Below are 22,600 nucleotides of genomic sequence, written 5' to 3' on the forward strand. Positions count from 1 at the left end.
ATCGCGGCCCGCCTGAGGTGGATGATGAGTATTAAAGCGGTAATTTTTGACATGGACGGCGTGATTATTGATTCAGAAGGCCTGTGGCGCCAGGCGCAGATGGAGGCCCTGGCGAGCCTGGGCGCCACGGTCAGCGAAGAGGAGTGCGAAACGCTGACCAAAGGTAAACGTCTGGACGATATTGCCCGCGTGTGGTGCCGGCATTGCCGACTGGCGATTGCTCCGCAGCAGCTGGAGCAGCGTATTCTGCAGCGTATCACCGGGCTGATTGCCGCCAACGGGCAGGCGATGGACGGCGTCAATGAAGTCCTGGCCCATTTCCGGCGCTGCGGCTACAAGATGGCGCTGGCGACCTCATCTTCCCATCAGGTTATTGCCGCCGTGCTCGATAAACTCGCCCTGCGCCCCTGGTTCGAGGTGATCTCCAGCGCCGATGACGAAGCGTGGGGCAAGCCCCATCCGGCGGTTTATCTGTCCACCCTGGGTAAGCTGGGGCTGTCGGCCGGGGAGTGTCTGGTGATCGAGGACAGTTTTAATGGCTTTTGCGCCGCGCAGGCGGCGGGGATCCCAACGATAGTGATTGCCGACGATTGCCGGCATCCGCGATTCACCGCCGCCGTGGCCCACCATCACTCGTTACCGGAGCTGCTGCGGACGCACGTTGAGCCCGCTTTGTCGCTCGGGTAACGGTCTTATCGGTGAGCGCAGAAGCCCTGGAGATGTAAACGGTCTTTTAATCTCTTTGTTCTGCGCTCACTTCCTGTCTCTGCCGTATCATTTCAGCAGCGGGCAGTCGGGCGGCAGCCGGCAGCGCAGGGCGCCGGGCACAATTTCCATGCGGAAGGTTTTGCCGCTCAGCGGTTCGCCGTCGAGGTTAAAGGTCATCTCGTGGGCGGCGGTAATTTCAAACCATGACGACACGCCGTCCACCAGGTTAGGGGAGTTGTCGGGATTGGCTAGGGTGCTGAACAGCGCCGGCAGCAGCTCCTGACCGGTAAAGATGCGCAGATGCAGCAGCCCGTCGTTAATGAGCGCCTGCGGGCACAGCTGCTGGCCGCCGCCCGCCTGACGTCCGTTGCCGATGCCGATCACCAGCGCGTCCCCTTGCCAGGAGAAGTTCTCCCCGCGAATTTCGCAGCGGTCGGGCTTAAGGGTATCCATGCGCATCAGGCCGTGGAGCAGGTAGGAGACGCCGCCCAGCGCGGCTTTCAGCTTTTCCGGCGTTTCAGTGGTGATCCGGGTACCGAAGCCGCCGGTGGCCATATTAATAAAGCCGGTATTATCGTTGACCCGCGCGACGTCTATCGCCATATCGCGCCCGACGATCGCCAGCTTGAGGGCGCTGGCGAGGTCCTGCGGGATGCCGACGCTGGTGGCGAAGTCGTTGGCGGTACCGAGCGGCAGGATCCCCAGCGCCGCCTTGCCACCGCGCTGGACCAGCGCGGTGGCGACCTCATTAATGGTGCCGTCGCCGCCGCCGGCAATCACCGTGCCGACGTTAAGCCGTTCGGCCTCATCGACGAAGCGCCCGGCGTCGCCCTTTTCCCAGGTGACGCGGACGTGGATATCGACGCCCTCTGCGCGTAACAGGTTTATCGCTTCGCGCAGCTGCGGCTCATTAGCGCCTTTGCCATTCAGAATCAGTAAGCTGGCCGGAAACGTTGACATGATGGTTGCCTCATTGCACAAGATGCAGAAAGTGTACCGCATGCAGCGAAGGATGGATATTTTGGTAATTATCGGCCGGGCGGCGCGGATATTGGGTTAGCGATAGCCGCGTTCCCCTTTTTCTGCAATGGTAGCTCAACCAGCGCGCTATTTGTCCTGTGATAGGTTGAGCGGGAGTGTCAGAATTGCGCGGGTAAATTTGACCATTGATACAGTAAGGAAAAGAGGATGTCCCGTAACATATTCACCTACGTAACGAGCTCCGGCATAGCGTTATTTTGCCTGGCTTTCTCCCTGCAGGCGCTCTCCGCGCCGGTGACGGAGAAGCGTATTCCCGGCGGGGAACAGTTTACCGTTACGCTGCAGGATATCCCGGGCACCGGCTACAAGTGGATGCTACGTTCCTTACCCGCGCAGGTCATGCTGGTCGCCGAGAATTACCGCCAGCCCGCCAGCTGCGGTAAGCGAGCCACGGGCTGTCCGGTGGAAAGAACCTTCACCTTTAAAGGCGTCCAGCAGGGAACCGGAAATATTAACCTCGTCTATGGCCGCCCCTGGCTGAATATCACAGAGAAAGCGACCATCGTGCGGGTCAGCGTCAGGTCAAATGCGCCTGAGCGGTAATCCGGCATGACGCGATGACTTCTCATCATATTCACGCACGGTTTTTAAATTGTGCGCTTTATGTTAATTGTCTTTTCAAAAAGGCTTCTTCATATTAACAACCCGCCCCTGCGAGCGTCATTATTTAAACAAAGGGCAAAAAAATATCGCTATTTATCGTGTGGTTTTAGTTTGGTTGCTCTTTACCAGGTGATTATCTGCGTAATTTGATAACCCGGTCTATAGAGAGATATTATGCAACACAAGCAACAAGCTGAACCTTCACGTCGTACCATTCTGAAACAAACTTTAGCGCTTTCCGCGCTGTCCATTACCGGGCTGGCGGCCTTATCGGTACCATCGATCTCTTTTGCCGCGTCTCTGAGCAAAGAGGAACGCGACGGTATGACGCCGGATGCGGTGATTGAACATTTTAAACAGGGGAATCTGCGCTTCCGGGAAAACCGCCCGCTTAAGCACGATTATCTGCAGCAAAAGCGCAGCAGCCTGGCGGGGCAGTTCCCGGCGGCGGTGATCCTCAGCTGTATCGACTCGCGCGCGCCGGCAGAAATTATTCTCGATGCGGGGATCGGCGAAACCTTTAACTCTCGGGTCGCGGGCAATATCAGCAACCGCGATATGTTAGGTAGCATGGAATTTGCCTGCGCCGTCGCCGGCGCGAAACTGGTGCTGGTGATGGGGCATACCCGCTGCGGCGCCGTCCGCGGAGCCATTGATAATGCCGAATTAGGTAACCTGACCGGCCTGCTGGATGAAATTAAACCGGCCATCGCCAAAACCGAGTACAGCGGTGAACGGCAAGGCAGCAATTATGAATTTGTTGATGCCGTGGCGCGGAAAAACGTCGAGCTGACAATCGAAAATATTCGCAAAAATAGTTCGGTGCTGAGAAAGCTGGAAGAACAAGGGAAAATCAAAATGGTTGGCAGCATGTATCATCTTGCCGGCGGCAAGGTTGAGTTCTTCGAAGTCTGAGCCGGGTAACCCGGATGCAGCCTGAAGATAGGTATTCATAGCGCCTAATCGGCAGGGGAGAGGGCGCAAAAACCGCCCACTCTCCGGATAATGTCTCTGCCAGGGAACGGTCAGAAGCGGAGATCAACCCCCAGCATCACCGTTCTGCCGGGGTCTGGCATGCTGATGACCGCTCCGGGCTGGATATCATAGCGATCCGTGACATTATTAACGGCGGCAAAAAAGGTCGCATTTTTATTTAAAATATACTCGCCATACAAATCAATTTGGTAGCCGGAAGGGATTTCGATAACCGGGTTGGCTGCGGTCCCCTCAAGCCATCCCGCAGGGTTTGTTTTCGCCGAGTGATATCGGTATCTGATGCCCGTATCGACGGTTTCATTGAGGAATTTTTTCCCCAGATTCACCGCGATATTTTGTTTGGCGGGAATTCTGGTCGGCGTTAATCCCCAGGCGAAGCCCATGTCATTACAGTTGCTGGTATTATATTTTTGCGCATAGTAGTTTGAGCACACCGCCGTTTTGCTATACAACGTTGCGGAAATGGCCGAGTAGAACAGTTCGCTGTTATATTTAAGCGAAAAGTCAATTCCGGATAAATCGAGCTTATCATAATTCATAAACGTGAAGTTATCCTGCCATGCCGGCATTCCCGCGGTTTTATCCTTTATTCCGGGAGAGATAAAGTTATTGGTCTGATTGTTAAACCAGGAGAGGGAGAGGTCAAGTGCATCTTCTGCGGATAATAAAGCCGGGCGATGTATCTTAATCCCAATTTCTTTTTGCAGGGAGACTTCTGGCGCAATAGGATCCGCCGGATTATAGCTGAAAATCTCATTAGATACCGTGGTTTCATACAGGCTCGGCATTCTGTAGTTTCTGGCTGCTTTCACAAACAGGGCGGTATTTGGGGTCAGCGCATAGCTTATTTCGGAACTCAGATCCGCTTTCGCCTGATATTTTACGCTTTGATTGGTCTGAAAATCGTTGGCTGTGGAATTATGATAATTAATTCCCAGATTGACCTGGAGCGGGCCGCTCTCAATCATCCCGTTTACGAAGAGGGCATTTTCTCTTCTCTCACCGTGACGCGAGGTGGGGTAAGCGGTAAAGCGGGTCAGACCGTCAGATTTTGGCGCCAGCTTCTCTTTTTGCGTTGATGCCCCGTAGCGCAGCGTGAGCATATTTAGCTGGCTTTCATTGACGATGGCGATCCCGTTTTTATTGTTGCTGTAGGCGTGCAGATATTGTTGCGCATCGGTTCCCAATGCCCACAGGCCGTTATACTGCTTTAAGTTTGTATCGGTCAGCCAGTAGTTCAGATTTAAGTTAATCAGCCGATTGTCAACGGGGGTATAGGTGTATCCGGCGCTGTAGGCGTTAACAATCGCGCTGCCGGGTTTCCATTGCGGCATGGATTCCACTCCCGCAGGCAGGGGCTCGAAATCAATGTCGTTAGCATTTTTATACCAGTAGGCAGCCAGCGTTTCACCGGCCTGCTGACGATGGTTGCGGTACGCAAGATTGAAGTGATGGTTGTCATTGGCGCTGAGCGCCAGCTTATAAATAAATGACTCGCTTGCAAAGTAGGTGTTTACAACCTCTTCATTTTTAAATACCACCGGATCTGTGAATTTCTTAAAACCATTTTTCCCTGAGAAATAGTTTCCGGTGGATCTTTTACTGTAGGCGACAACGGTGTCAACGTTATCATCTCTGAAACCAAAGGCCAGCGTGGCGGAGCCGTTTCGGAAATCATACCCGCGGGGTTTGTCCGTCAGCTGATAATAGCTCTGCGCCGCGTAATCATCGGGAATATCCGGCTTTTTATTATTGTTAAAGGTTCTTAGCTTAAGCAGTAGGCCATAGCTATTGCCGGGATTGATAATATCCTCGGTGGAGAGGGTTTTTATATTTATTACCCCCCCGATGGCGCCGGATGAAAAGGCATTGTTATTCTGCGAGGCCCCCTTGCTGATAGCGATATTGCTGATTAAATCAGGGTCGATGTAGGTTCTGTCGCTGGTTCCCTGATAGCCTCTTGAGGTATGCGTTGACTGCAGAGAGCCGTCAATAAATACCGGAACGCGGCCTTCACCCTGCAGTCCCCTGATTCCGGGATCGATTGAACCGGCCTCGTTTCGCATATTATTTGACTGGATATAGGTTTCAGAGGAGAAAATATCGGCATTGGCAATCCCTCTGAATCTGTTTAAATCAGATCCGGAGAGGGTGTTTTCAGCGGTTCCCGTTGATGAAACAACCATCGTTTCTTCATTGTCATTTTTTCCCTCAGCCAGCGTCGAACCGGTAAAAATCGACGTAGATAAAGCGAGGGTTAAGGCGCGCTTTCCCATAAAATTTCCTTATTTTTTAAAAAGATATCGAAAATGCAACAATGTAAGAGATGAAAAACCAGTAGCTGGTTAATTACCGGCTTAAAACGCTATAAAAATAAAGGATGGCAGTTTATGCTTCCGTTTGATCAAATGCAAATAGTTATCATTACCATTTGGTTGGGGTGATTATAATTATCTGCCTAATGAATAGGGGCGAAACGGCGTGCGCTATCGGGCCGGCGAAAGTAAACCCTGCGGGAAAGGCGGGTATTATTTTTAATTTCAGGGTCACGATCGCGAATGGGTCCCCGCGATAAAGAGGAAATCAGGCAGGCAGGTTAATAATAAAAAATGAGCCCGCGTAAGGGAGATTACGCAGGCTAAGGAGGTGGTTCCTGGTACAGCTAGCATTTATGGGTTATGTTTTTCAGCGAAATGGATAATACCGGCTTTGAGCGAAACGGTATGTGATCCGATTCTAATATCCGTGCATCCTGAAAAAATAACCCTGCTAAACTAGCTGCCGTGCGGGTTTCTGGTGCTCTGGCCGGCGAAGTTGCGCATCAGCAGAGCATACTGCAGCGTCATATCTTCCGGTACCGGCAGCCAGACCGTGTAGCCATCGCCGGGGGCGACCGGCATCACTTCGCCTTTGCCATTTTCCATATGTTCGAGGGTGAAGTTGACGTTGCCCTGCGGCGTCATCAGCTCAAGGCTGTCGCCGAGGGTGAATTTGTTCTTCACCGCCACCGCCGCCAGCTGGCCGTTCCGTTCGCCGGTAAACTCGCCGACAAACTGCTGGCGCTCGGAGAGCGAGTAGCCGTACTCGTAGTTCTGATAGTCATCGTGGGTATGGCGGCGCAGGAAGCCTTCGGTATAGCCGCGGTGGGCCAGCCCTTCGAGGGTTTCCAGCAGGCTTTCGTCGAACGGTTTGCCGGCGGCGGCGTCGTCGATCGCCCTGCGGTAGACCTGCGCGGTGCGGGCGCAGTAGTAGAAGGACTTGGTGCGGCCTTCGATTTTCAGCGAGTGCACGCCCATCTTGCTCAGGCGCTCAACGTGGGCGACGGCGCGCAGATCCTTCGAGTTCATGATGTAGGTGCCGTGCTCGTCTTCGAAGGCGGTCATATATTCGCCCGGGCGTTTGGCTTCTTCAATCATAAATACCCGGTCGGTCGGCTCGCCGATCCCCAGCGTCGGCTCCACGTTCTGCACCGGGATCGGCTCATATTTGTGAACGATATTGCCGACGTCGTCCTGCTTGCCTTCCTGGACGTTATATTCCCAGCGGCAGGCGTTGGTGCAGGTCCCCTGGTTCGGGTCGCGTTTGTTGATATAGCCGGAGAGCAGGCAGCGGCCGGAGTAGGCCATGCACAGCGCGCCGTGAACGAAAATTTCGAGCTCCATCTCCGGCACCTGGCTGCGAATTTCGCCAATCTCTTCCAGCGACAGCTCGCGCGAGAGAATGACCCTGCTCAGCCCCATCTGCTGCCAGAATTTGACCGTCGCCCAGTTGACGGCGTTGGCCTGGACCGAGAGATGGATCGGCATCTCGGGGAAGTTTTCCCGTACCAGCATGATTAAGCCCGGATCGGACATAATCAGCGCGTCCGGCCCCATTTCCACTACCGGCTGCAGATCGCGAATGAAGGTCTTCAGCTTGGCGTTATGCGGCGCGATGTTCACCACCACGTAGAACTTTTTCCCCAGCGCGTGGGCCTCGTTGATGCCGAGCTGCAGGTTTTCGTGGTTGAATTCGTTGTTGCGCACGCGCAGAGAGTAGCGCGGCTGGCCGGCATAAACGGCATCTGCGCCGTAGGCGAAAGCGTAACGCATATTTTTCAGCGTTCCCGCCGGGGAAAGGAGTTCCGGTTTAAACATGATTTTCTCGTTCTGATGACAGGTCAGATTCGCCGCAGCTGGTGGGCGAGTTGGGGAGTGTCCCCACATTAAGGGCGGGCATTGTAGCGCCGTGGGGCAGGCAGGTAAACCCTTTCCCGCCGCCGGGTCGGCGGGGCAATGACGGCAAACGCGCCTGCCGCGCGGATGGCTCAGACGCCGTAAGCATAAAAAAATACCCGCCAGAAGGCGGGTAATGGCGCGAGTCCCGGCCTACGCCAGCCGGCAGGCGTCCGCCTCCCAGCGGTAGCCGACGCCGTAGACGGCGCGGATAAACGACTGCTCGGCGTCCAGCGACTCCAGCTTGCGGCGCAGGTTTTTGATATGGCTATCGATGGTTCGGTCGGTGACCACGCGATAATCATCGTAGAGATGGTTCAGCAGCTGCTCGCGTGAGAACACCTTGCCCGGCTCCTGGGAGAGGGTTTTCAGCAGGCGAAACTCGGCGGGGGTGAGATCCAGCAGCTTGTCGCGCCACGAGGCCTGAAAGCGCCCCTCATCGACGATCAGCGGGCTGAGGGCATCCAGCGCCTGCAGTTCCGGACGCGGCCGGCAGCGGCGAAGGATGGTTTTCACCCTCGCCACGACTTCACGCGGGCTGTAGGGCTTGCAGATATAGTCGTCGGCGCCGATCTCCAGCCCCAGCAGGCGGTCGATCTCTTCAATCTTGGCCGTCACCATCACCACCGGAACGTCGGAGAAGCGGCGAATTTCGCGGCACAGCGTCAGTCCGTCGATGCCCGGCAGCATCAGATCCAGCAGGACCAGATGCGGCGGCGACTGGCGAACGTAGGGCAGTACCCGATCGCCGTGGTTAATCAGCGTCGGCGCATAGCCTGCGGCAAGCAGATAGTCGACCAGCAGCTGGCCGAGCTTGGGTTCATCTTCCACGATAAGAATGCGCGGGGTGTTTTCATCAACAGGTAATTCAGTCATACGTCTCTCGGTAAATCGCGTTCCAGAGGTAACTCTACTTTAATGCTAACCCCGCCAAAAGGCGAATGGCCGGCGCGTAAGGTGCCGCCGTGGGCGGCGACGATATTGACGCAGATAGCCAGCCCGAGGCCGGAGCCGCCGCTGGCGCGATTGCGCGAGCCTTCTGCGCGGTAGAATCGTTCGCAGAGGCGCTCCAGCTGGGCGTCGCTGACGCCGGGGGCGCTATCGGCAAAGTCGATGCTCAGCATGCGACCGTTTTGCGCGGCGCTAATCAGCAGCTGGCCGCCGCCGTCGGTGTAGCGCAGGCTGTTTTCCAGCAGGTTGTTGAACAGCTGCATCAGGCGATCGCCGTCGCCGAAAATTATCGCGCTTTCCGGCAACGATACGCCGATCGCCAGCCCGCGGCTGGCGAAGCGCTCGCGGAAGGCTCCCGCCGCGACTTCCAGCAGAGTGATGATATCCACGGAGGTTTTCTGATAGGCCAGCGCGCCCTCGTCCGACATCGACAGGCTGACGCAGATCGTCAACCAGCTTGGTCAGGGTGGCGACTTCCGCCTGCAGGGAGGGAATGGAGTCCGGGGTGAATTTGCGCACTCCGTCCTGGATCGCCTCCAGCTCGCCGCGCAGAACCGCCAGCGGCGTACGCAGCTCGTGGGAAATATCCGCCATCAGATCGCGACGCATCTGCTGGTTGCGCTCAAGGGTGCTGGCAAGCTGGTTAAAGTCCTGCGCCAGACGGCCAAGCTCGTCGCCGCCGCTGGCGGTGACCCGGGTGGAGAAATCCCCCGCCGCGAGGCGATGGGTTCCCTCTACCAGCCGCTTGACCGGCGCCAGCAGGCCGCGCGCCAGCGGGAAGGTGGCCAGCGCCGCCAGAATGGTCGCCAGGGCCACAATCAGCCAGCTGGTGCGCCTCTGCTGGCGATCGAAATTGATATCGGTATTGCGGGTTAAGCGCTCCACCGGCGAGGCGATAACCGCTCCCACCGCCACGCCGTTAACGAGGATTTCGCGGCGGGTGCCGTCTTCGGGCACCGGCTCCCGCGGGCCGACCAGCACGCGACCTTTTTGATCGACTACCCAGAACATCGTCCGCCAGCCGTGCGGAGGCATATCCGGTCCGGGACCGCGCGGCCCATCGTCCGGCGGCGCGCCGCGGTCCGGGTCGGAGCCTGGCCCCCGTTCCTCGTCAGGGCCACGGCCGGCGGGGGAGCGATCGTCGTTGTCGCGCTCAAAGGTGCGCAGCAGCTGGAAAATAAAGCGGTCGTTGTTGCGCAGAAACTTCCAGCTGCCGTGCTGGGCATACTGTTCGCTGAGGGCATCGCCGAGCATCGTCAGCCGCTGCTCGTTGCCGCGCTTAATGTAGTCGATAAAGCCGCGTTCAAAGCTGATACGCACCGCCCAGTGCATGCTGATCAGCAGCACGATGCAGGTGGCGAAGATGGCGAGAAACAGTTTGCCGGTAATGCCGGGACGCCAAAACTTCACGATTCACTCCTTTTGCGGCGGGCGATGACGGTATTGCCTTCGATGTCATCCGGCACGCGGGAAAAGATAAGCGCCGGCAGCGCGATAATAACCGCCATGCTCAGGTAGGTGTAGAGAAAGACCTGGTGCGCGGTGGCCGCATCGGCGCTGAGATGCTGCTGGCCGAACATCCCCAGCAGCATGCCGGCGATGGTCACGCCAATGCTCATCGACAGTCTGCATCACCATCGACAGCATACTGTTGCCGCTGCTGGCCAGCGGGTCCGGCAGATCCTTCAGCGTCAGGGTGTTCATCGACGAGAAGCGGCTGGAGTTGATCATGCCTTGTAAAAACAGCACCACCGGCAGCAGCCAGTACCAGCCCGCCAGCGCGACGGCCATAAACAGCAGGCTGATCAGCGCCAGGCCGATGGTGGCGACGATCAGCACCCGGCGGTAGCCAAAGCGGTTCACCACCTGCACCACGATGCGCTTCATGCCCATGCTGCCGAGCACCATCGGGATCATCATCAGGCCGGCGTGGAACGGCGTGAAGCCGAGGCCGATTTGCAGGAATACCGGCGTCATAAACGGCAGCATGCCGCTGCCGATACGTCCGGCGAAGCTGCCGCCGAGCCCGAGGGAGAAGGTGCGGTTGCGGAACAGATCGAGGCTGAACAGCGCGCCGTCATTGCCCCGGGCATGCCACAGGTAGAGCCCAATGGAGGCGATACCGATCGCCACCAGCGCCGCCAGCAGCAGCGGAGAGATACCGAGCCCTTTTTTGCCGTCAAGAGCGAGGGTTAGCGTCGCCATGGCGGCGGCCAGCAGGATAAAGCCGGGAATATCAAAACGGCGCGTCTGCAGGGTGTAGTTCGGCATCAGCGAGAGCGTGGCGATGGCGCCGATAATGCCGACCGGAATGTTGATTAAAAAAATCCAGTGCCAGGAGGCATATTCCACCAGCACGCCGCCGAGCGCCGGACCCAGCAGCGGCCCGACCTGGCCGGGGAGGGTGACGAAGGTCATCGCCGCCATATACTGCGCGCGGGGGACGATTTTCATCACCGTCAGGCGGCCTACCGGCACCATCATGGCGCCGCCGACGCCCTGCAGCACCCGGGCCAGCACCAGCTGGTCGAGGGTGTTGGCCTGGGCACAAAACAGCGACCCGAGGGTGAAGAGGATAATGGCAGTAAAAAAGATATTGCGTACCCCCACCCGATCCGCCAGCCAGCCGCTGGCGGGCAGCATAATCGCCACCGTTAGCACGTAGGAGACGATAACCATATGCATATGCAGCGGGCTCTCCCCGAGGCTTTTGGCCATCGAGGGGAGGGCGGTATTGACGATAGTGGTATCCAGCGACTGCATAAAGAAGCCAAAGGCCACTATCCATAACTGCCAGCGCACGCTGGACGGGAGATCGGTCATGTTATTCGCTTACCGGTTGCCTGATTTTTCGGGAAAAACGCAGCCGAAGACGATCGAAGAACAGATACACCACCGGCGTGGTGTACAGCGTCAGCAGTCTGGCTTACCACCAGGCCGCCGACGATCGTAATCCCCAGCGGCTGGCGCAGCTCCGAGCCGTCGCCGCCGGATAGCACTAGCGGCAGCGCGCCGAACAGCGCCGCGAGGGTGGTCATCATAATCGGGCGAAAACGCAGCAGGCAGGCCTGGAAAATGGCCTCTTCCGGCGGCAGGTTGCCGCTACGCTGCGCCTCCAGCGCAAAGTCGACCATCATGATGGCGTTTTTCTTCACTATTCCAATTAATAGCATAATACCAATCAGCGCGATGAGGCTAAACGGCGCGCCGAACAGCTCCAGCGCCAGCAGCGCGCCAACCCCTGCCGAGGGGAGGGTGGAGAGGATCGTTAACGGATGCACGTAGCTTTCATAGAGGATCCCCAGCACGATATAGACCGTCGCAATCGCCGCCAGAATCAACACGATCTGCGAGTTCATGGTTTCCTGGAAAACCTGCGCGGTGCCGGCGAACGAGCCGCGGACGCTGGAGGGCACCCCGAGCTGGGTCATCGCGCGGTTGATGGCGTCGCTGGCCTCCGACAGGGATTTGCCGGTCGGCAGGTTAAAGGAGATGGTGGACGCCGCCGAAAGCCCCTGATGGTTCACCGACAGCGGGGCGTTAGCCGGCTGCCATTTGGCGAAGTAGGAGAGCGGGATCGGTTTGCCTTCGCTATTGATAACGAACATCTTATCCAGCGCGCTGACGTCCTGGGTATAAACCGGATCGACCTCCATCACCACTTTATACTGGTTCAGCGGCTGATAAATGGTGGAGATCTGCCGCTGGCCGAAGGCGTTGTTCAGCAGGCTGTTGGCGTCCTGCACGCTGATACCGAGGCGCGACATGGTATCGCGATCGTAGATCAGATCCATTTCCGCGCCGTTGTCCTGCTGGTCTGAGTTGACGTCAGCCAGCTCGGGCAGCGCCGCCAGCGCTTTACGAATTTTCGGCTCCCATTCGCGCAGCGCCGCCAGATCGTCAGATAATAGGGTGTACTGATAGCTGGCGTTGGCCTGGCGGCCGCCGACGCGAATATCCTGCACCGCCACCAGGAACAGGTTGGCTCCCGGCTCTTTCGCCAGCTTCTTGCGCAGCCGGTCAATGATCTGCTGCGCCGTCTCCTGGCGCTGGTCGCGCGATTTGAGGGTGATAAACATCATCCCGCTGTTGACCCGCGAGCCGCCGGTAAAGCCGGTGACGTTATCCACCGCCGGATCTTCCCGAATGATCTTCATAAAGTCCTGCAGCTTGCCGCGCATCGCCTGGAAAGAGATGCTCTGGTCGGCCTGAATGCCGCCCATCAGCACGCCGGTATCCTGCTCCGGAAAGAAGGTTTTCGGAATCGAGATATAGAGCCAGATGCTTAGCGCAATCGTGCCCAGCAGGACGAAGCCGGTGATGCGGCTGTGCTTTAGCACCCACTTCAGCGATTTGCCGTAGCCGCCCTGAACGGCGACCAGCATCCGGCCAAAGCCGCGCTTGCGCGTGGGCGCGTGCGGCTTGCCGCTTTTCAACAGCCAGCCGCACATCATCGGCGTCAGGGTTAACGACACCGCCAGCGATATCCCAATCGCCACCGACAGGGTGACCGCGAACTCGCGCAGCAGACGCCCCGGCAGGCCGCCCATCAGCAGCAGCGGTAAAAACACCGCCACCAGCGACAGGCTCATCGACAGCACCGTAAAGCCCACTTCCTGGCTTCCCTGCAGCGCCGCCTGCAGCGGTTTCATCCCCGCCTCAAGGTGGCGGGAGATGTTCTCCAGCACCACGATGGCGTCATCCACCACGAAGCCGGTGGCGATGGTCAGAGCCATCAGCGACAGGTTGTTGAGGCTAAAGTCGCAGAGGTACATGGCGGCAAAGGTGCCGACCAGCGACACCGGCACCGCCACCGCCGGGATCAGGGTGGCTCTGCCGGAGCGCAGGAACAGGAATACCACCAGAATTACCAGCGCCACCGAAATCACCAGCGTCTGCTCGACCTCCTCCAGCGAGGCGCGGATCGTCGGCGAGCGGTCCTGGGCGATTTGCAGATCGATCGCCGCCGGAATCGTTTTTTGCAGTCTCCGGCAGGCGGGCGCGAATGCTGTCCACCGTCTGGATGATATTGGCTTCCGGCAGCTTGCGGATCATCAGCAGAATGGCCGGTTTGGCGTTGGTCATCCCGGCGTTGCGCACGTCCTGCACCGAATCGCTGACGTTCGCCACGTCGCCGAGACGCACCGCCGCGCCGTTGCTGTAGTGCACGATGATGGGCTGATACTCGGCGGCGGTTTTTAGCTCATCGTTGGTGTGTACCTGCCAGCGATGGCTGTCGTCCTCCAGCGCCCCCTGCGGCCGGCGTACGTTGGCGTTGCTAATCGCCGTGCGCACGGCGTCCAGCGATACGCCCTGGTTAAACAGCGCCTGCGGATTGAGGTCAACGCGCACCGCGGGCAGGGAAGCTGCCGCCGACGTCAACGTCGCCGACGCCGTCAATCTGGGCGATAGTTTGCGCCAGGCTGGGTGGAGGCAAAATCGTACAGCTCGCCCTGGGAGTAGGTATCCGAGGTGAGCGTCAGGATCATGATCGGCGAGTCCGACGGATTGGCCTTGCGATAGGTCGGACGGCTCGGCATGCCGCTGGGCAGCAGGCTTTGCGCGGCGTTGATCGCCGCCTGCACATCGCGGGCGGCGCCGTTGATATCGCGGTCGAAGTTGAACTCCATAATAATGCGCGTGCTGCCAAGGGAGCTGGAAGAGGTCATTTCATTGACCCCGGCGATGCGCCCAAGGGAGCGCTCCAGCGGCGTCGCCACCGACGAGGCCATGGTTTCCGGCGAGGCGCCGGGCAGCGAGGCGCTGACCATAATCACCGGGAAATCCACCTGCGGCAGCGGCGCGACCGGCAGCAGGCGGAAGCCGAGAATGCCGCACAGGGTGATGGCCAGCGAAATGAGAATCGTCGCCACCGGGCGGTAAATGAAGAGGGCGAAAAACTTCATTTACGCCTCCTCCTCGCGCCGCGGGAAGCGGCTTTTAAGGTACAGCGACAGGCGGTCGAACAGCAGATAGATCACCGGAGTGGTAAACAGCGTCAGCACCTGGCTTAACATCAGGCCCCCGACCATGCCGATCCCCAGCGGACGGCGCAGCTCCGCGCCGACGCCGGTGCTCAGCATCAGCGGCAGCGCGCCGAGCAGCGCCGCCAGGGTAGTCATCAGAATCGGGCGAAAACGCAGCAGGCAGGCCTGATAAATCGCCTCCCGCGGCGGCATACCCTGTTCGCGCTCGGCGGCGAGGGCGAAGTCGATCATCATGATGGCGTTTTTCTTGACGATGCCAATCAGCAGGATGATGCCGATAATGGCGATCACGTCCACTCGCTGCCGGCGAGCCACAGGGCCAGCAGCGCGCCGACGCCGGCGGTCGGCAGGGTGGAGAGGATGGTGATCGGATGGATAAAGCTCTCATACAGCACGCCGAGGACGATATACATCGCCACCACCGCGGCGACGACCAGCCAGACGGTGTTGCCCAGCGCCGACTGGAAGGCAAGGGTGCTGCCCTGGAACTCGGTGCGGATATCGGTCGGTAAATCCAGCGCCTGTTCGGCGGCCTGAATCGCCTCCACCGCATCGCCGAGGGAGTAGCCATCCGGGACGTTAAACGAGATGGTGGTTACCGGGAACTGGTCGAGGTGGTTGATCGACAGCGGAGTAAAGCGCTGCTCAACGGTGGCGATCGATTTCAGCGGCACGACGCCGCCGTCGCTGCCGGTGAGGCGAATGCCGTCGAGCGCGGCGAGCCCCGGGGTGGCCTGGGTGTCGTGCTCCAGCACCACCCGGTACTGGTTGGCCTGGGTATAGATGGTTGAGATCAGACGCTGGCCAAAGGCGTTGTACAGCGCATTATCGACATCGGCCATGTCGATCCCAAGGCGGCTGGCGCTGTCGCGGTCGACGTTGATGTACGCCGCCAGGCCCTTATCCTGCCAGTCGCTGCTGACGTCGGAGAGCCTGCGGTAGCGCCTGCAGGCGGGTCAGCAGCTGCGGAACCCAGTTGCTGAGCGCATCCAGCGAGTTGGCCTGCAGCGTGAACTGGTACTGGGTGCGGCTGACGGTGGTATCGATGGTCAAATCCTGGGTGGGCTGCAAATAGAGCGCGATGCCGGGAATGCCGTCCACCGAATGCTGCAGGCGCGAGATTACCGTCTGGACGCGATCGTCGCGTTCGCTCAGCGGCTTGAGGTTGATCTGCAGCCGGGCGCTGTTCAGCGCCGGGTTGGTGCCGTCGACGCCGACGAACGACGTCAGGCTCTCCACCGCCGGGTCCTTGAGGATCAGGGTCGAGACCTGCTGCTGGCGCTGCGCCATGCTGGCAAAAGAGGCCGACTGCGGGGCCTGCAGCGTGCCCTGAATAATGCCGTTGTCCTGGATCGGGAAGAAGCCTTTCGGGATAAACACCCACAGCATAATCGACAGCGCCAGGGTGGCCAGCGCCACGCTGAGGGTCAGCCACGGGTGGTTCAGCACCCGGCTCAGCAGGCGGCCGTAGGCGGCAATCACCCGCTCGAAGAAGCGTTCGCTGGCGCGGGAGAAGCGGTTTTGCTTACGCAGCGATTCGTTGCTCAACATTCGCGCGCACATCATCGGCGTCAGGGTCAGCGACACCACGGCGGAGATCAGGATCGCCACCGCCAGGGTGACGGCAAATTCGCGGAACAGCCGGCCGACGATATCGCCCATAAACAGCAACGGGATCAGCACCGCGATCAGCGAGAAGGTCAGCGAGATAATGGTAAAGCCGATCTCGCCGGCGCCCTTGAGCGCGGCGGTCAGCGGCTTCTCGCCTTTTTCGATATAGCGCGAGATGTTTTCGATAACCACGATGGCGTCATCGACCACGAAGCCGGTGGCGATGGTTAAGGCCATCAGCGTCAGGTTGTTAATCGAGAAGTCGAGAAACACCATTACCGCGAAGGTGCCCACCAGCGAGAGCGGTACGGCGACGCCGGGAATGATCGTCGCCGGGACGTTGCGCAGGAACAGGTAGATGATCATCACCACCAGGGCGATCGCCAGCATCAGCTCAAACTGCGTATCGCTCACCGAGGCGCGGATGTTGTTGGTGCGGTCGGATAGGACCTGCACCTTGACCGATTTCGGCAGGCTTTCGGTCAGCTGCGGCAGCATCTGGCGCACGCTGTCGGCGGTGGCGATAATATTCGCCCCCGGCTGGCGCTGAACGTTCATGACGATCGCCCGCTGGCTGTTCGCCCACGCGCCCAGCCAGTCTGTTTTCCGCGCCCTGCTCGATGGTGGCGACGTCGCCGAGGCGGATCGGCGCGCCGTTCTGGTAGCCGACGATCAGGCGGCGATAGTCCTCCGCCGACTGCATCTGGTCGTTAGCGGAGAGCGTCACCGCTCGCGAAGGACCGTCGAGGCTGCCTTTCGCCGAGTTGACGTTGGCGCTGGTAATCGCGGTGCGAATGGTTTCGCTGGTTAATCCGAGGGCGGCAATCGCCTGCGCGTTGAGCTTCACGCGCACCGCCGGACGCTGGCCGCCGGCGAGGGTCACCAGCCCGACGCCGGAGACCTGGGAGATTTTCTGCGCCACCCGGGTCTCCACCATATCCTCCACCTGGGTCATCGGAATGGCGGAAGAGGTGACCGCGAGGGTCATGATCGGCGGATCGGCCGGGTTCACCTTGCTGTAGACCGGCGGATTCGGCAGATCCGAGGGGAGCAGGTTGGTGGCCGCGTTAATCGCCGCCTGCACCTCCTGCTCGGCGACGTCCAGCGGCAGCGTCAGCTGGAACTGCAGGGTTACCACCGAGGCGCCGCCGGAGCTTTGCGACGACATCTGCTTGAGGCCGGACATCTGGCCAAACTGGCGCTCCAGCGGCGCGGTGATCGCTGAGGTCACCACGTCAGGGCTGGCGCCCGGATAGAGGGTAATCACCTGAATGGTCGGATAATCGACCTCCGGCAGCGCCGAGACCGGCAGGAACCGGTAGCCGATAATCCCGGCCAGCAGGATCGCCACCATCAGCAGCGTGGTGGCCACCGGGCGCATGATAAAGAGACGGGAAGGGCCGCCCGTACTGCTCGGCGGTAGGACTTGCATCAGGAGCGCGCTCCTTTTTTGCCGTATTCGCGGCTGGTGGCTTTTTCCGGCGCGGCGGCGGAGGCGCTATGCGGCTCGACGACTTCAACCTTCGCCCCTTCGGTCAGGCGGTCGATACCGTCGGTGACCACGCGGTCGCCGGCGGAAAGTCCGGCGTTAATAACCACCTTCAGGCTATCCTGAATACCCGGCGTGACCGTATGCTTGCTGACCTTGTTGTCGGCGTTCAGCACCCATACGAAGTGGCCATCATTGCCCATCTGCAGAGCGGCGGCAGGGATCACCACCGCGTTCTGCTGGGTATCCACCAGCATGCGGGCGTTGACGAACTGGTTGGGGAACAGCGCATCGTCCTGGTTGCTGAAGCGGGCTTTCAGCTTGATGGTGCCGGTGGTGGCGTCAATCTGGTTATCAAGGCTGAGCAGCGTGCCGCTGGTGATTTTCTGCTTGTTGGTGCGGTCCCAGGCTTCCACCGCCAGGGCTTTACCCGCCTTCTGCGCCTGAACCACCGCCGCGATGTCGTTTTCCGGCAGCGTGAAGACTAAATCGATCGGCTGGGTTTGCGTTAATACCACGATGCCGGTGGTATCGCCGCTGGAGATCTGGTTGCCGATATCCACCTGTTTTAAGCCGACGCGTCCGTCGATGGGCGCGACGATCCGGCTCCAGTTGAGTGCAGGCTGGGCGCTGGCCACCGCGGCTTCGTCGGCTTTAATCGTGCCGTTGGTTTCGCTGACCAGCGACTGCTGGGTATCCAGCTCCTGGCGCGAAACGAGGTTGGTTTTGACCAGCTGTTGGTAGCGGGCGAGGTCGCGCCTGGCGTTGGCCAGAGTGGCTTGATCTTTGGCTAACTGCCCCTGCGCCTGGGCCAGCGCCACTTTGAACTGGCTGGGGTCGATTTCAGCCAGCAGGTCGCCGGCTTTAACCTGCTGGCCTTCCTGGAAGTGGAGCGCCAGCAGCTGGCCGTCGACGCGGCTGCGCACGGTGACCGTATTGGCGGCGGTCACCGTGCCGAGGCCGCTGAGATAGCGCGGCACCGATTCGCTGGTGGCGGTAGCGGCCTGAACCGGCGCCAGGGTCGCGCCGAAGCGGCCGTGACGGCCGCCGCCCGCCGCAGGCGCCCCGTGCCCGGCCGCGGCCGGAGCCGCTTCACCCGCCGTATCGCGACCCTGCCAAAACCAGTATGCGGCGCCGGCAACGATGACGACCGCCAGAGCGGTTGCCCAACGAACTGTGTGACTGCCTTTCATTATTTTGCTATCTCATCCTGAAACGTTTCGCGAAATGATACTAGTTTAGTGATGGAACGCCTCGTAAAAATGGAGGAATTATGAAAAGACTGTTGAGATATGTCTGGATAGATGCCACTTATTGGCGCGACGTGCGGGCGTTTTCCTTCTTGAGTCCGCGGCCGGGCGCCGATCGACGGCGTCCCTCCTGAGCTTCCCGTTGGCCGGGGCATTACTTTCGCGACCCGGGCGGAGAAGATGCAGCAAAGGCGCATGCTTAAGCACTTGACGCACATCAAGCATCCTGCCGACTTTTAGTTTAAAAAATAAAAAATAGTTGTAACTGGCGCGGCTTTTATTCAATTTATACGCCGAATGTTTTGGTGTGCTGCGATAATAAAAATATATGCGCACTGAACGCGACGGTTTATCAATCAGGGGTAATTAAATCCGGTAAACCCCCGGCTTTGCCGGGGGACTCCGAAAGGTTTGACCTTTAAGTCAGTCGCGCGAATCTGAAATCTCCGCCAAGAGATGAGGATTCGTGATGAGAGACTATCAGAGCTTAAGCCATACGAAATGGGACTGTAAATATCACGTGGTTTATATCCCTAAACGCCGGAAACAGCGGTTATATGGTGCGCTGCGGCATGAGTTGGGAAAAATATTCCACGAGCTTGCGAGCCAGAAGGGCTGTCAGATTCTGGAGGGGCATCTGATGCGTGATCATGTCCACATGTGCATCAGCATACCGCCAAAGTACTCGGTATCGACAGTCGTCGGCTATCTGAAGGGAAAAAGCGCGATAGCGATAGCACGACACTTCGGCAGAGGTAAAAACTTCACCGGAGAAGTTTTCTGGGCACGAGGTTATTTCGTTTCAACCGTTGGTTTGGATGAAGCCACGGTCAGGGCATACATACGCAACCAGGAGAGAGAAGACGAACGATACGATCAAATGAAACTGAACGTATAGCAGCCGCCTTGGGCGGCTCATGGTTTGTCGGCGCCTTTGAGGCGCTCCCCCTAAAGCCTCCGGCTCTGCCGGAGGATACTTACTTTAGTGGCCAGTGCAAACAAACTCACGCTCTTCATCGTTATCTTCATGCTGATGGGGATCCTTTCCGGCGCGGCGATCCACGCCTGGGCTTCCCAGCCCGCCATTGCGGCATGGTCGGAGAACATCACGCTTTTCACCGATATGTTTTTACGCCTGATCAAGATGGTGATTGCGCCGTTGGTCTTCAGTACCCTGACCGTGGGCATTATGCGGCTGGGTGAAACCGCCACCATCGGCCGCGTAGGCGGTAAGGCGATGGTTTGGTTTGTTACCTCCTCAATCCTCTCCATTCTGGTGGGATTAGCGATCGTCACGCTCTGGCATCCGGGTAACGGCCTGAATCTGGCGATCCCGAAAGAGTCCGTGGACACCGGCCTGGCGGTCAGCGGAATGAGCCTGAAAGGCTTCCTGTCGCATACCATTTCGACCAGCATTACCGAAGCGATGGCCAATAACGAAATTCTGCAAATCGTGGTCTTCTCGATGTTCTTTGGCATCGCCGGGGCATCGCTGGGGGAGAAGTTTAACGCCCCGCTGGTGGCGGCGCTGAACGTGGTCTCCCACATTATGCTCAAGGTGACCGGGTACGTGATGTACGTGGCCCCGCTGGCGATTTTTGCCGCGATCTCCTCGGTTATCGCCTCCCAGGGGCTGGGCATTCTGCTGAACTACGCCTCGTTTATCGGCGGCTACTACGTGGCGGTTCTGCTCACCTGCGCTGTGTTGGTGGCGGTAGGCTATATGGTGCTGAAAAAAGAGGTCTTCCGCCTGCTTAATATGCTGAAAGATCCGGTGCTGGTCGCCTTTACCACCAGCAGGCTCGGAAGCGGCCTATCCGAAGACGCTGGAGCGGCTGGTGAGCTTCGGCTGCTCGCGCAATATCGTCTCCTTCGTTTTGCCCATCGGCTACTCCTTTAACCTGGTCGGTTCGATGGTCTACTGCTCCTTCGCCTCTATGTTTATTGCCCAGGCCTATAACATCCATCTCAGCTTCAGCGAAATTACGGTGATGATGCTGACGCTGATGCTGGCGTCGAAAGGGATTGCCGGGGTGCCGCGTTCGGCGCTGGTGGTGCTGGCCGCGACGATCCCCAGCTTCAACATTCCGGTCGCCGGGATTTTGCTGCTGATGGGCATCGACCATTTCCTCGATATGGGACGTTCCGCCATCAACGTGCTGGGCAACGGTATCGCCACGGCGATGCTGTCGAAAAATGAGGGGCAGCTGGAGGAAGAAGCGCCGGAGGCGGAACCTCAGGGGGTTCAGGCCTGACGGCGGCATACGCGCTCCTGGCGGGGCGCGTATTTCTTCTGCCGTGAGAGCGCGGCGATATAAAAAGATGCCCCTAACAGGCACGCAAGGGGCGATGTGACGAAGTAATAATTCCCCGCTAAATACGTTGTTATGGTTGTATAACCACGCATTGACGCGTCTTTATACCGGGGATGCGCCGATGTTATCCGCTGTTTATCGGGCATGAGAAGCTCTTTTTCCGCGCGGCGGGTTTTTTTAGGAATCGACTCCCTGCACAACCCCATAAATTCCTAAATTTAATTCTTCGCACGTAAATATTCTCCGGCGACGACGCGTTTTACCCTCTTTCGCGGAGTAAATTCATAAACTGAAAAAAGTCGTGATTGTTATTAAGACGGTATTTTTCCATGATCTTACTTTTATGGTAAGTGGTCGTTTTGATACTGACCTTATTGATAGCGGATATTTTACCGATATCAAACCCGTGAATAAGACCGTGGGCCACCGCGACCTGTGAACGCGATAGCGTTTGGTGCGGGCAGTGGCTGCAGATTAGCCCGGGATCCTTGAATAGCTTAATCGGCGGATTTTCACCGCTCTTCAGCGCCCGGTCGATAATCGTCCGCATCTGCTCGACGCTGGCCGATTTGATGGCGAAAAAGAGGGCCTCCCGCAGGCAGTTGACGATGCAGGCCGGCTCCGGGAGAGGGTCGTAGTCGTGGAGGATAATCACCGAGCTGCCGGGCTTACGATTCTTTATCAGCGTATTGCACAGGTGAATCTCGCCCGGCAGAAGGTCCGAGAAAATGATGTCCTCATGGGCCAGCGTATCGCTGCGCGCGGAGAAATTCACCCGCATGCCGGGGCGATCCCGGATAATCTCATTCACCAAATACACTAACGCATCGCGGATAAAGGTGTTGCGGGTGTTAAGAGCGATATTAATGGTTTTCATGGCGTGACTTCCCTTCTAAGTCAACGTAACGCCATTGCGTGACCGGACCTCCGGCACAGGCGATGGTTGCTGTGCGTGGTACAGAAAAACAGGCTGCGCATCGGCTTATTAGCGCTGCCGATTATTATTGGGCGCGCTATTTTTATTATTGCCGAAAGTCCGTTGGCGTTATTTTTTACGCCCGTAGGTAAACGGCATCTTTTGTTTTTTACGATCCTTCAGATATGAAACCAGGCTGTATACCGAAATACCAAGACAAAATACGCACAGCAGCAGGGCGAACCCCGTTTGCATGGTCATGATAAATATCCTTTCTCTAAGCGCCTGCCGGAACAGGATCTAAACGGTGTATGGCGTTAAAAATCGCTAAGCATGAATATTGCGCGGCGCTGCACGCTGCGTCGCGGCTAATGCGCCGACGACATCAGGCCGGGCGCCTAAATCGTTATAGTGGCCTGGGGCTGGTATCAAGGAACCGTGCTCAGCAGACGGTTCGGCAAATCGGATACGCCGGCAGCCCGCGCTTTTCGGCGCCAAATCAGTGTAAGAAAATTCCTA

The 22,600-nt window shown here is 58.4% G+C and carries 11 protein-coding genes and 5 pseudogenes; 5 read left to right on the forward strand and 11 right to left on the reverse strand.

From position 1 onward, the window contains the following. Window positions 1–24: 24 nt before the first annotated feature. A complete protein-coding gene (locus ABOC21_RS07860; RefSeq protein WP_426815435.1) occupies window positions 25–687 on the forward strand; it encodes an HAD family hydrolase in 663 nt (220 codons plus the stop codon). Between the two features lie 87 nt (window positions 688–774). Here the strand turns inward: ABOC21_RS07860 and yegS are convergent, their stop codons facing one another. Next, complete coding sequence (yegS, locus tag ABOC21_RS07865; RefSeq protein WP_426814157.1) at window positions 775–1,668, reverse strand: lipid kinase YegS; 894 nt, start codon at window positions 1,666–1,668, stop codon at window positions 775–777. A 228-nt stretch (window positions 1,669–1,896) separates the two neighbouring features. Between yegS and ABOC21_RS07870 the strand changes: the two genes are divergently transcribed. Then, window positions 1,897–2,292 (forward strand): protease inhibitor I42 family protein, encoded by a 396-nt coding sequence (locus tag ABOC21_RS07870; protein WP_426814158.1) that lies wholly within the window; start codon window positions 1,897–1,899, stop codon window positions 2,290–2,292. Window positions 2,293–2,526: 234 nt separating this feature from the next. Next, window positions 2,527–3,267, forward strand: a complete 741-nt coding sequence (locus ABOC21_RS07875; RefSeq protein ID WP_426814159.1) for a carbonic anhydrase — start codon at window positions 2,527–2,529, stop codon at window positions 3,265–3,267. A 110-nt stretch (window positions 3,268–3,377) separates the two neighbouring features. On the opposite strand, the gene ABOC21_RS07880 is transcribed toward ABOC21_RS07875, so the two are convergent. The 8 genes and pseudogenes from ABOC21_RS07880 to ABOC21_RS07915 form a co-directional block, all read right to left on the reverse strand. Then, a complete protein-coding gene (locus tag ABOC21_RS07880; protein WP_426814160.1) occupies window positions 3,378–5,624 on the reverse strand; it encodes a TonB-dependent receptor domain-containing protein in 2,247 nt (748 codons plus the stop codon). Window positions 5,625–6,122: 498 nt separating this feature from the next. Next, window positions 6,123–7,484, reverse strand: a complete 1,362-nt coding sequence (yegQ, locus tag ABOC21_RS07885) for a prephenate-dependent tRNA uridine(34) hydroxylase TrhP (RefSeq protein ID WP_426814161.1) — start codon at window positions 7,482–7,484, stop codon at window positions 6,123–6,125. Between the two features lie 231 nt (window positions 7,485–7,715). Beyond that, window positions 7,716–8,438, reverse strand: coding sequence for a two-component system response regulator BaeR (gene baeR, locus ABOC21_RS07890; protein ID WP_426814162.1), 723 nt, complete (start codon window positions 8,436–8,438; stop codon window positions 7,716–7,718). Further along, window positions 8,435–9,923 (reverse strand): annotated as a pseudogene (baeS, locus tag ABOC21_RS07895) (two-component system sensor histidine kinase BaeS). Before baeS ends, baeR begins: the two are co-directional and overlap by 4 nt. Beyond that, window positions 9,920–11,336, reverse strand: a pseudogene (locus ABOC21_RS07900) (MFS transporter). Before ABOC21_RS07900 ends, baeS begins: the two co-directional pseudogenes overlap by 4 nt. Window position 11,337: 1 nt before the next feature. Continuing rightward, window positions 11,338–14,419, reverse strand: a pseudogene (gene mdtC, locus ABOC21_RS07905) (multidrug efflux RND transporter permease subunit MdtC). Continuing rightward, a pseudogene (locus ABOC21_RS07910) lies at window positions 14,420–17,543 on the reverse strand (MdtB/MuxB family multidrug efflux RND transporter permease subunit). Further along, window positions 17,543–18,793 (reverse strand): MdtA/MuxA family multidrug efflux RND transporter periplasmic adaptor subunit, encoded by a 1,251-nt coding sequence (locus ABOC21_RS07915; protein WP_426814163.1) that lies wholly within the window; start codon window positions 18,791–18,793, stop codon window positions 17,543–17,545. The pseudogene ABOC21_RS07910 and the gene ABOC21_RS07915 overlap by 1 nt, the downstream one beginning before the upstream one ends. 526 nt (window positions 18,794–19,319) lie before the next feature. Here ABOC21_RS07915 and tnpA point away from each other — a divergent pair. Together tnpA and ABOC21_RS07925 are read left to right on the forward strand one after the other, a co-directional pair. After that, on the forward strand, window positions 19,320–19,748 hold the full coding sequence (gene tnpA / locus ABOC21_RS07920; protein ID WP_426812394.1) for an IS200/IS605 family transposase: 429 nt from the start codon (window positions 19,320–19,322) through the stop codon (window positions 19,746–19,748). A 129-nt stretch (window positions 19,749–19,877) separates the two neighbouring features. Further along, window positions 19,878–21,105, forward strand: a pseudogene (locus ABOC21_RS07925) (dicarboxylate/amino acid:cation symporter). A gap of 319 nt (window positions 21,106–21,424) precedes the next feature. Here ABOC21_RS07925 and ABOC21_RS07930 read toward each other — a convergent pair. Continuing rightward, window positions 21,425–22,042 carry a helix-turn-helix transcriptional regulator gene (locus ABOC21_RS07930; protein ID WP_426814164.1) on the reverse strand — a complete coding sequence of 206 codons (618 nt, stop codon included), beginning with the start codon at window positions 22,040–22,042 and terminating at the stop codon, window positions 21,425–21,427. 168 nt (window positions 22,043–22,210) lie between these two features. Continuing rightward, window positions 22,211–22,342 (reverse strand): small membrane protein, encoded by a 132-nt coding sequence (locus ABOC21_RS07935; protein ID WP_426814165.1) that lies wholly within the window; start codon window positions 22,340–22,342, stop codon window positions 22,211–22,213. Window positions 22,343–22,600: the final 258 nt, after the last annotated feature.

Origin of the sequence: Klebsiella sp. WOUb02, from assembly GCF_050058015.1 — a bacterium.
GTDB lineage: Bacteria > Pseudomonadota > Gammaproteobacteria > Enterobacterales > Enterobacteriaceae > Klebsiella.

Excerpts from the sequence above, each read along its gene's own strand:
- yegQ (WP_426814161.1), bottom strand. The coding sequence starts at position 7,484 with ATGTTTAAACCGGAACTCCTTTCCCCGGCGGGAACGCTGAAAAATATG.
- ABOC21_RS07870 (WP_426814158.1), top strand. The coding sequence starts at position 1,897 with ATGTCCCGTAACATATTCACCTACGTAACGAGCTCCGGCATAGCGTTA.
- ABOC21_RS07930 (WP_426814164.1), bottom strand. The coding sequence starts at position 22,042 with ATGAAAACCATTAATATCGCTCTTAACACCCGCAACACCTTTATCCGC.
- yegS (WP_426814157.1), bottom strand. The coding sequence starts at position 1,668 with ATGTCAACGTTTCCGGCCAGCTTACTGATTCTGAATGGCAAAGGCGCT.
- ABOC21_RS07915 (WP_426814163.1), bottom strand. The coding sequence starts at position 18,793 with ATGAAAGGCAGTCACACAGTTCGTTGGGCAACCGCTCTGGCGGTCGTC.
- ABOC21_RS07935 (WP_426814165.1), bottom strand. The coding sequence starts at position 22,342 with ATGACCATGCAAACGGGGTTCGCCCTGCTGCTGTGCGTATTTTGTCTT.
- tnpA (WP_426812394.1), top strand. The coding sequence starts at position 19,320 with ATGAGAGACTATCAGAGCTTAAGCCATACGAAATGGGACTGTAAATAT.
- ABOC21_RS07875 (WP_426814159.1), top strand. The coding sequence starts at position 2,527 with ATGCAACACAAGCAACAAGCTGAACCTTCACGTCGTACCATTCTGAAA.
- ABOC21_RS07860 (WP_426815435.1), top strand. The coding sequence starts at position 25 with ATGAGTATTAAAGCGGTAATTTTTGACATGGACGGCGTGATTATTGAT.
- ABOC21_RS07880 (WP_426814160.1), bottom strand. The coding sequence starts at position 5,624 with ATGGGAAAGCGCGCCTTAACCCTCGCTTTATCTACGTCGATTTTTACC.
- baeR (WP_426814162.1), bottom strand. The coding sequence starts at position 8,438 with ATGACTGAATTACCTGTTGATGAAAACACCCCGCGCATTCTTATCGTG.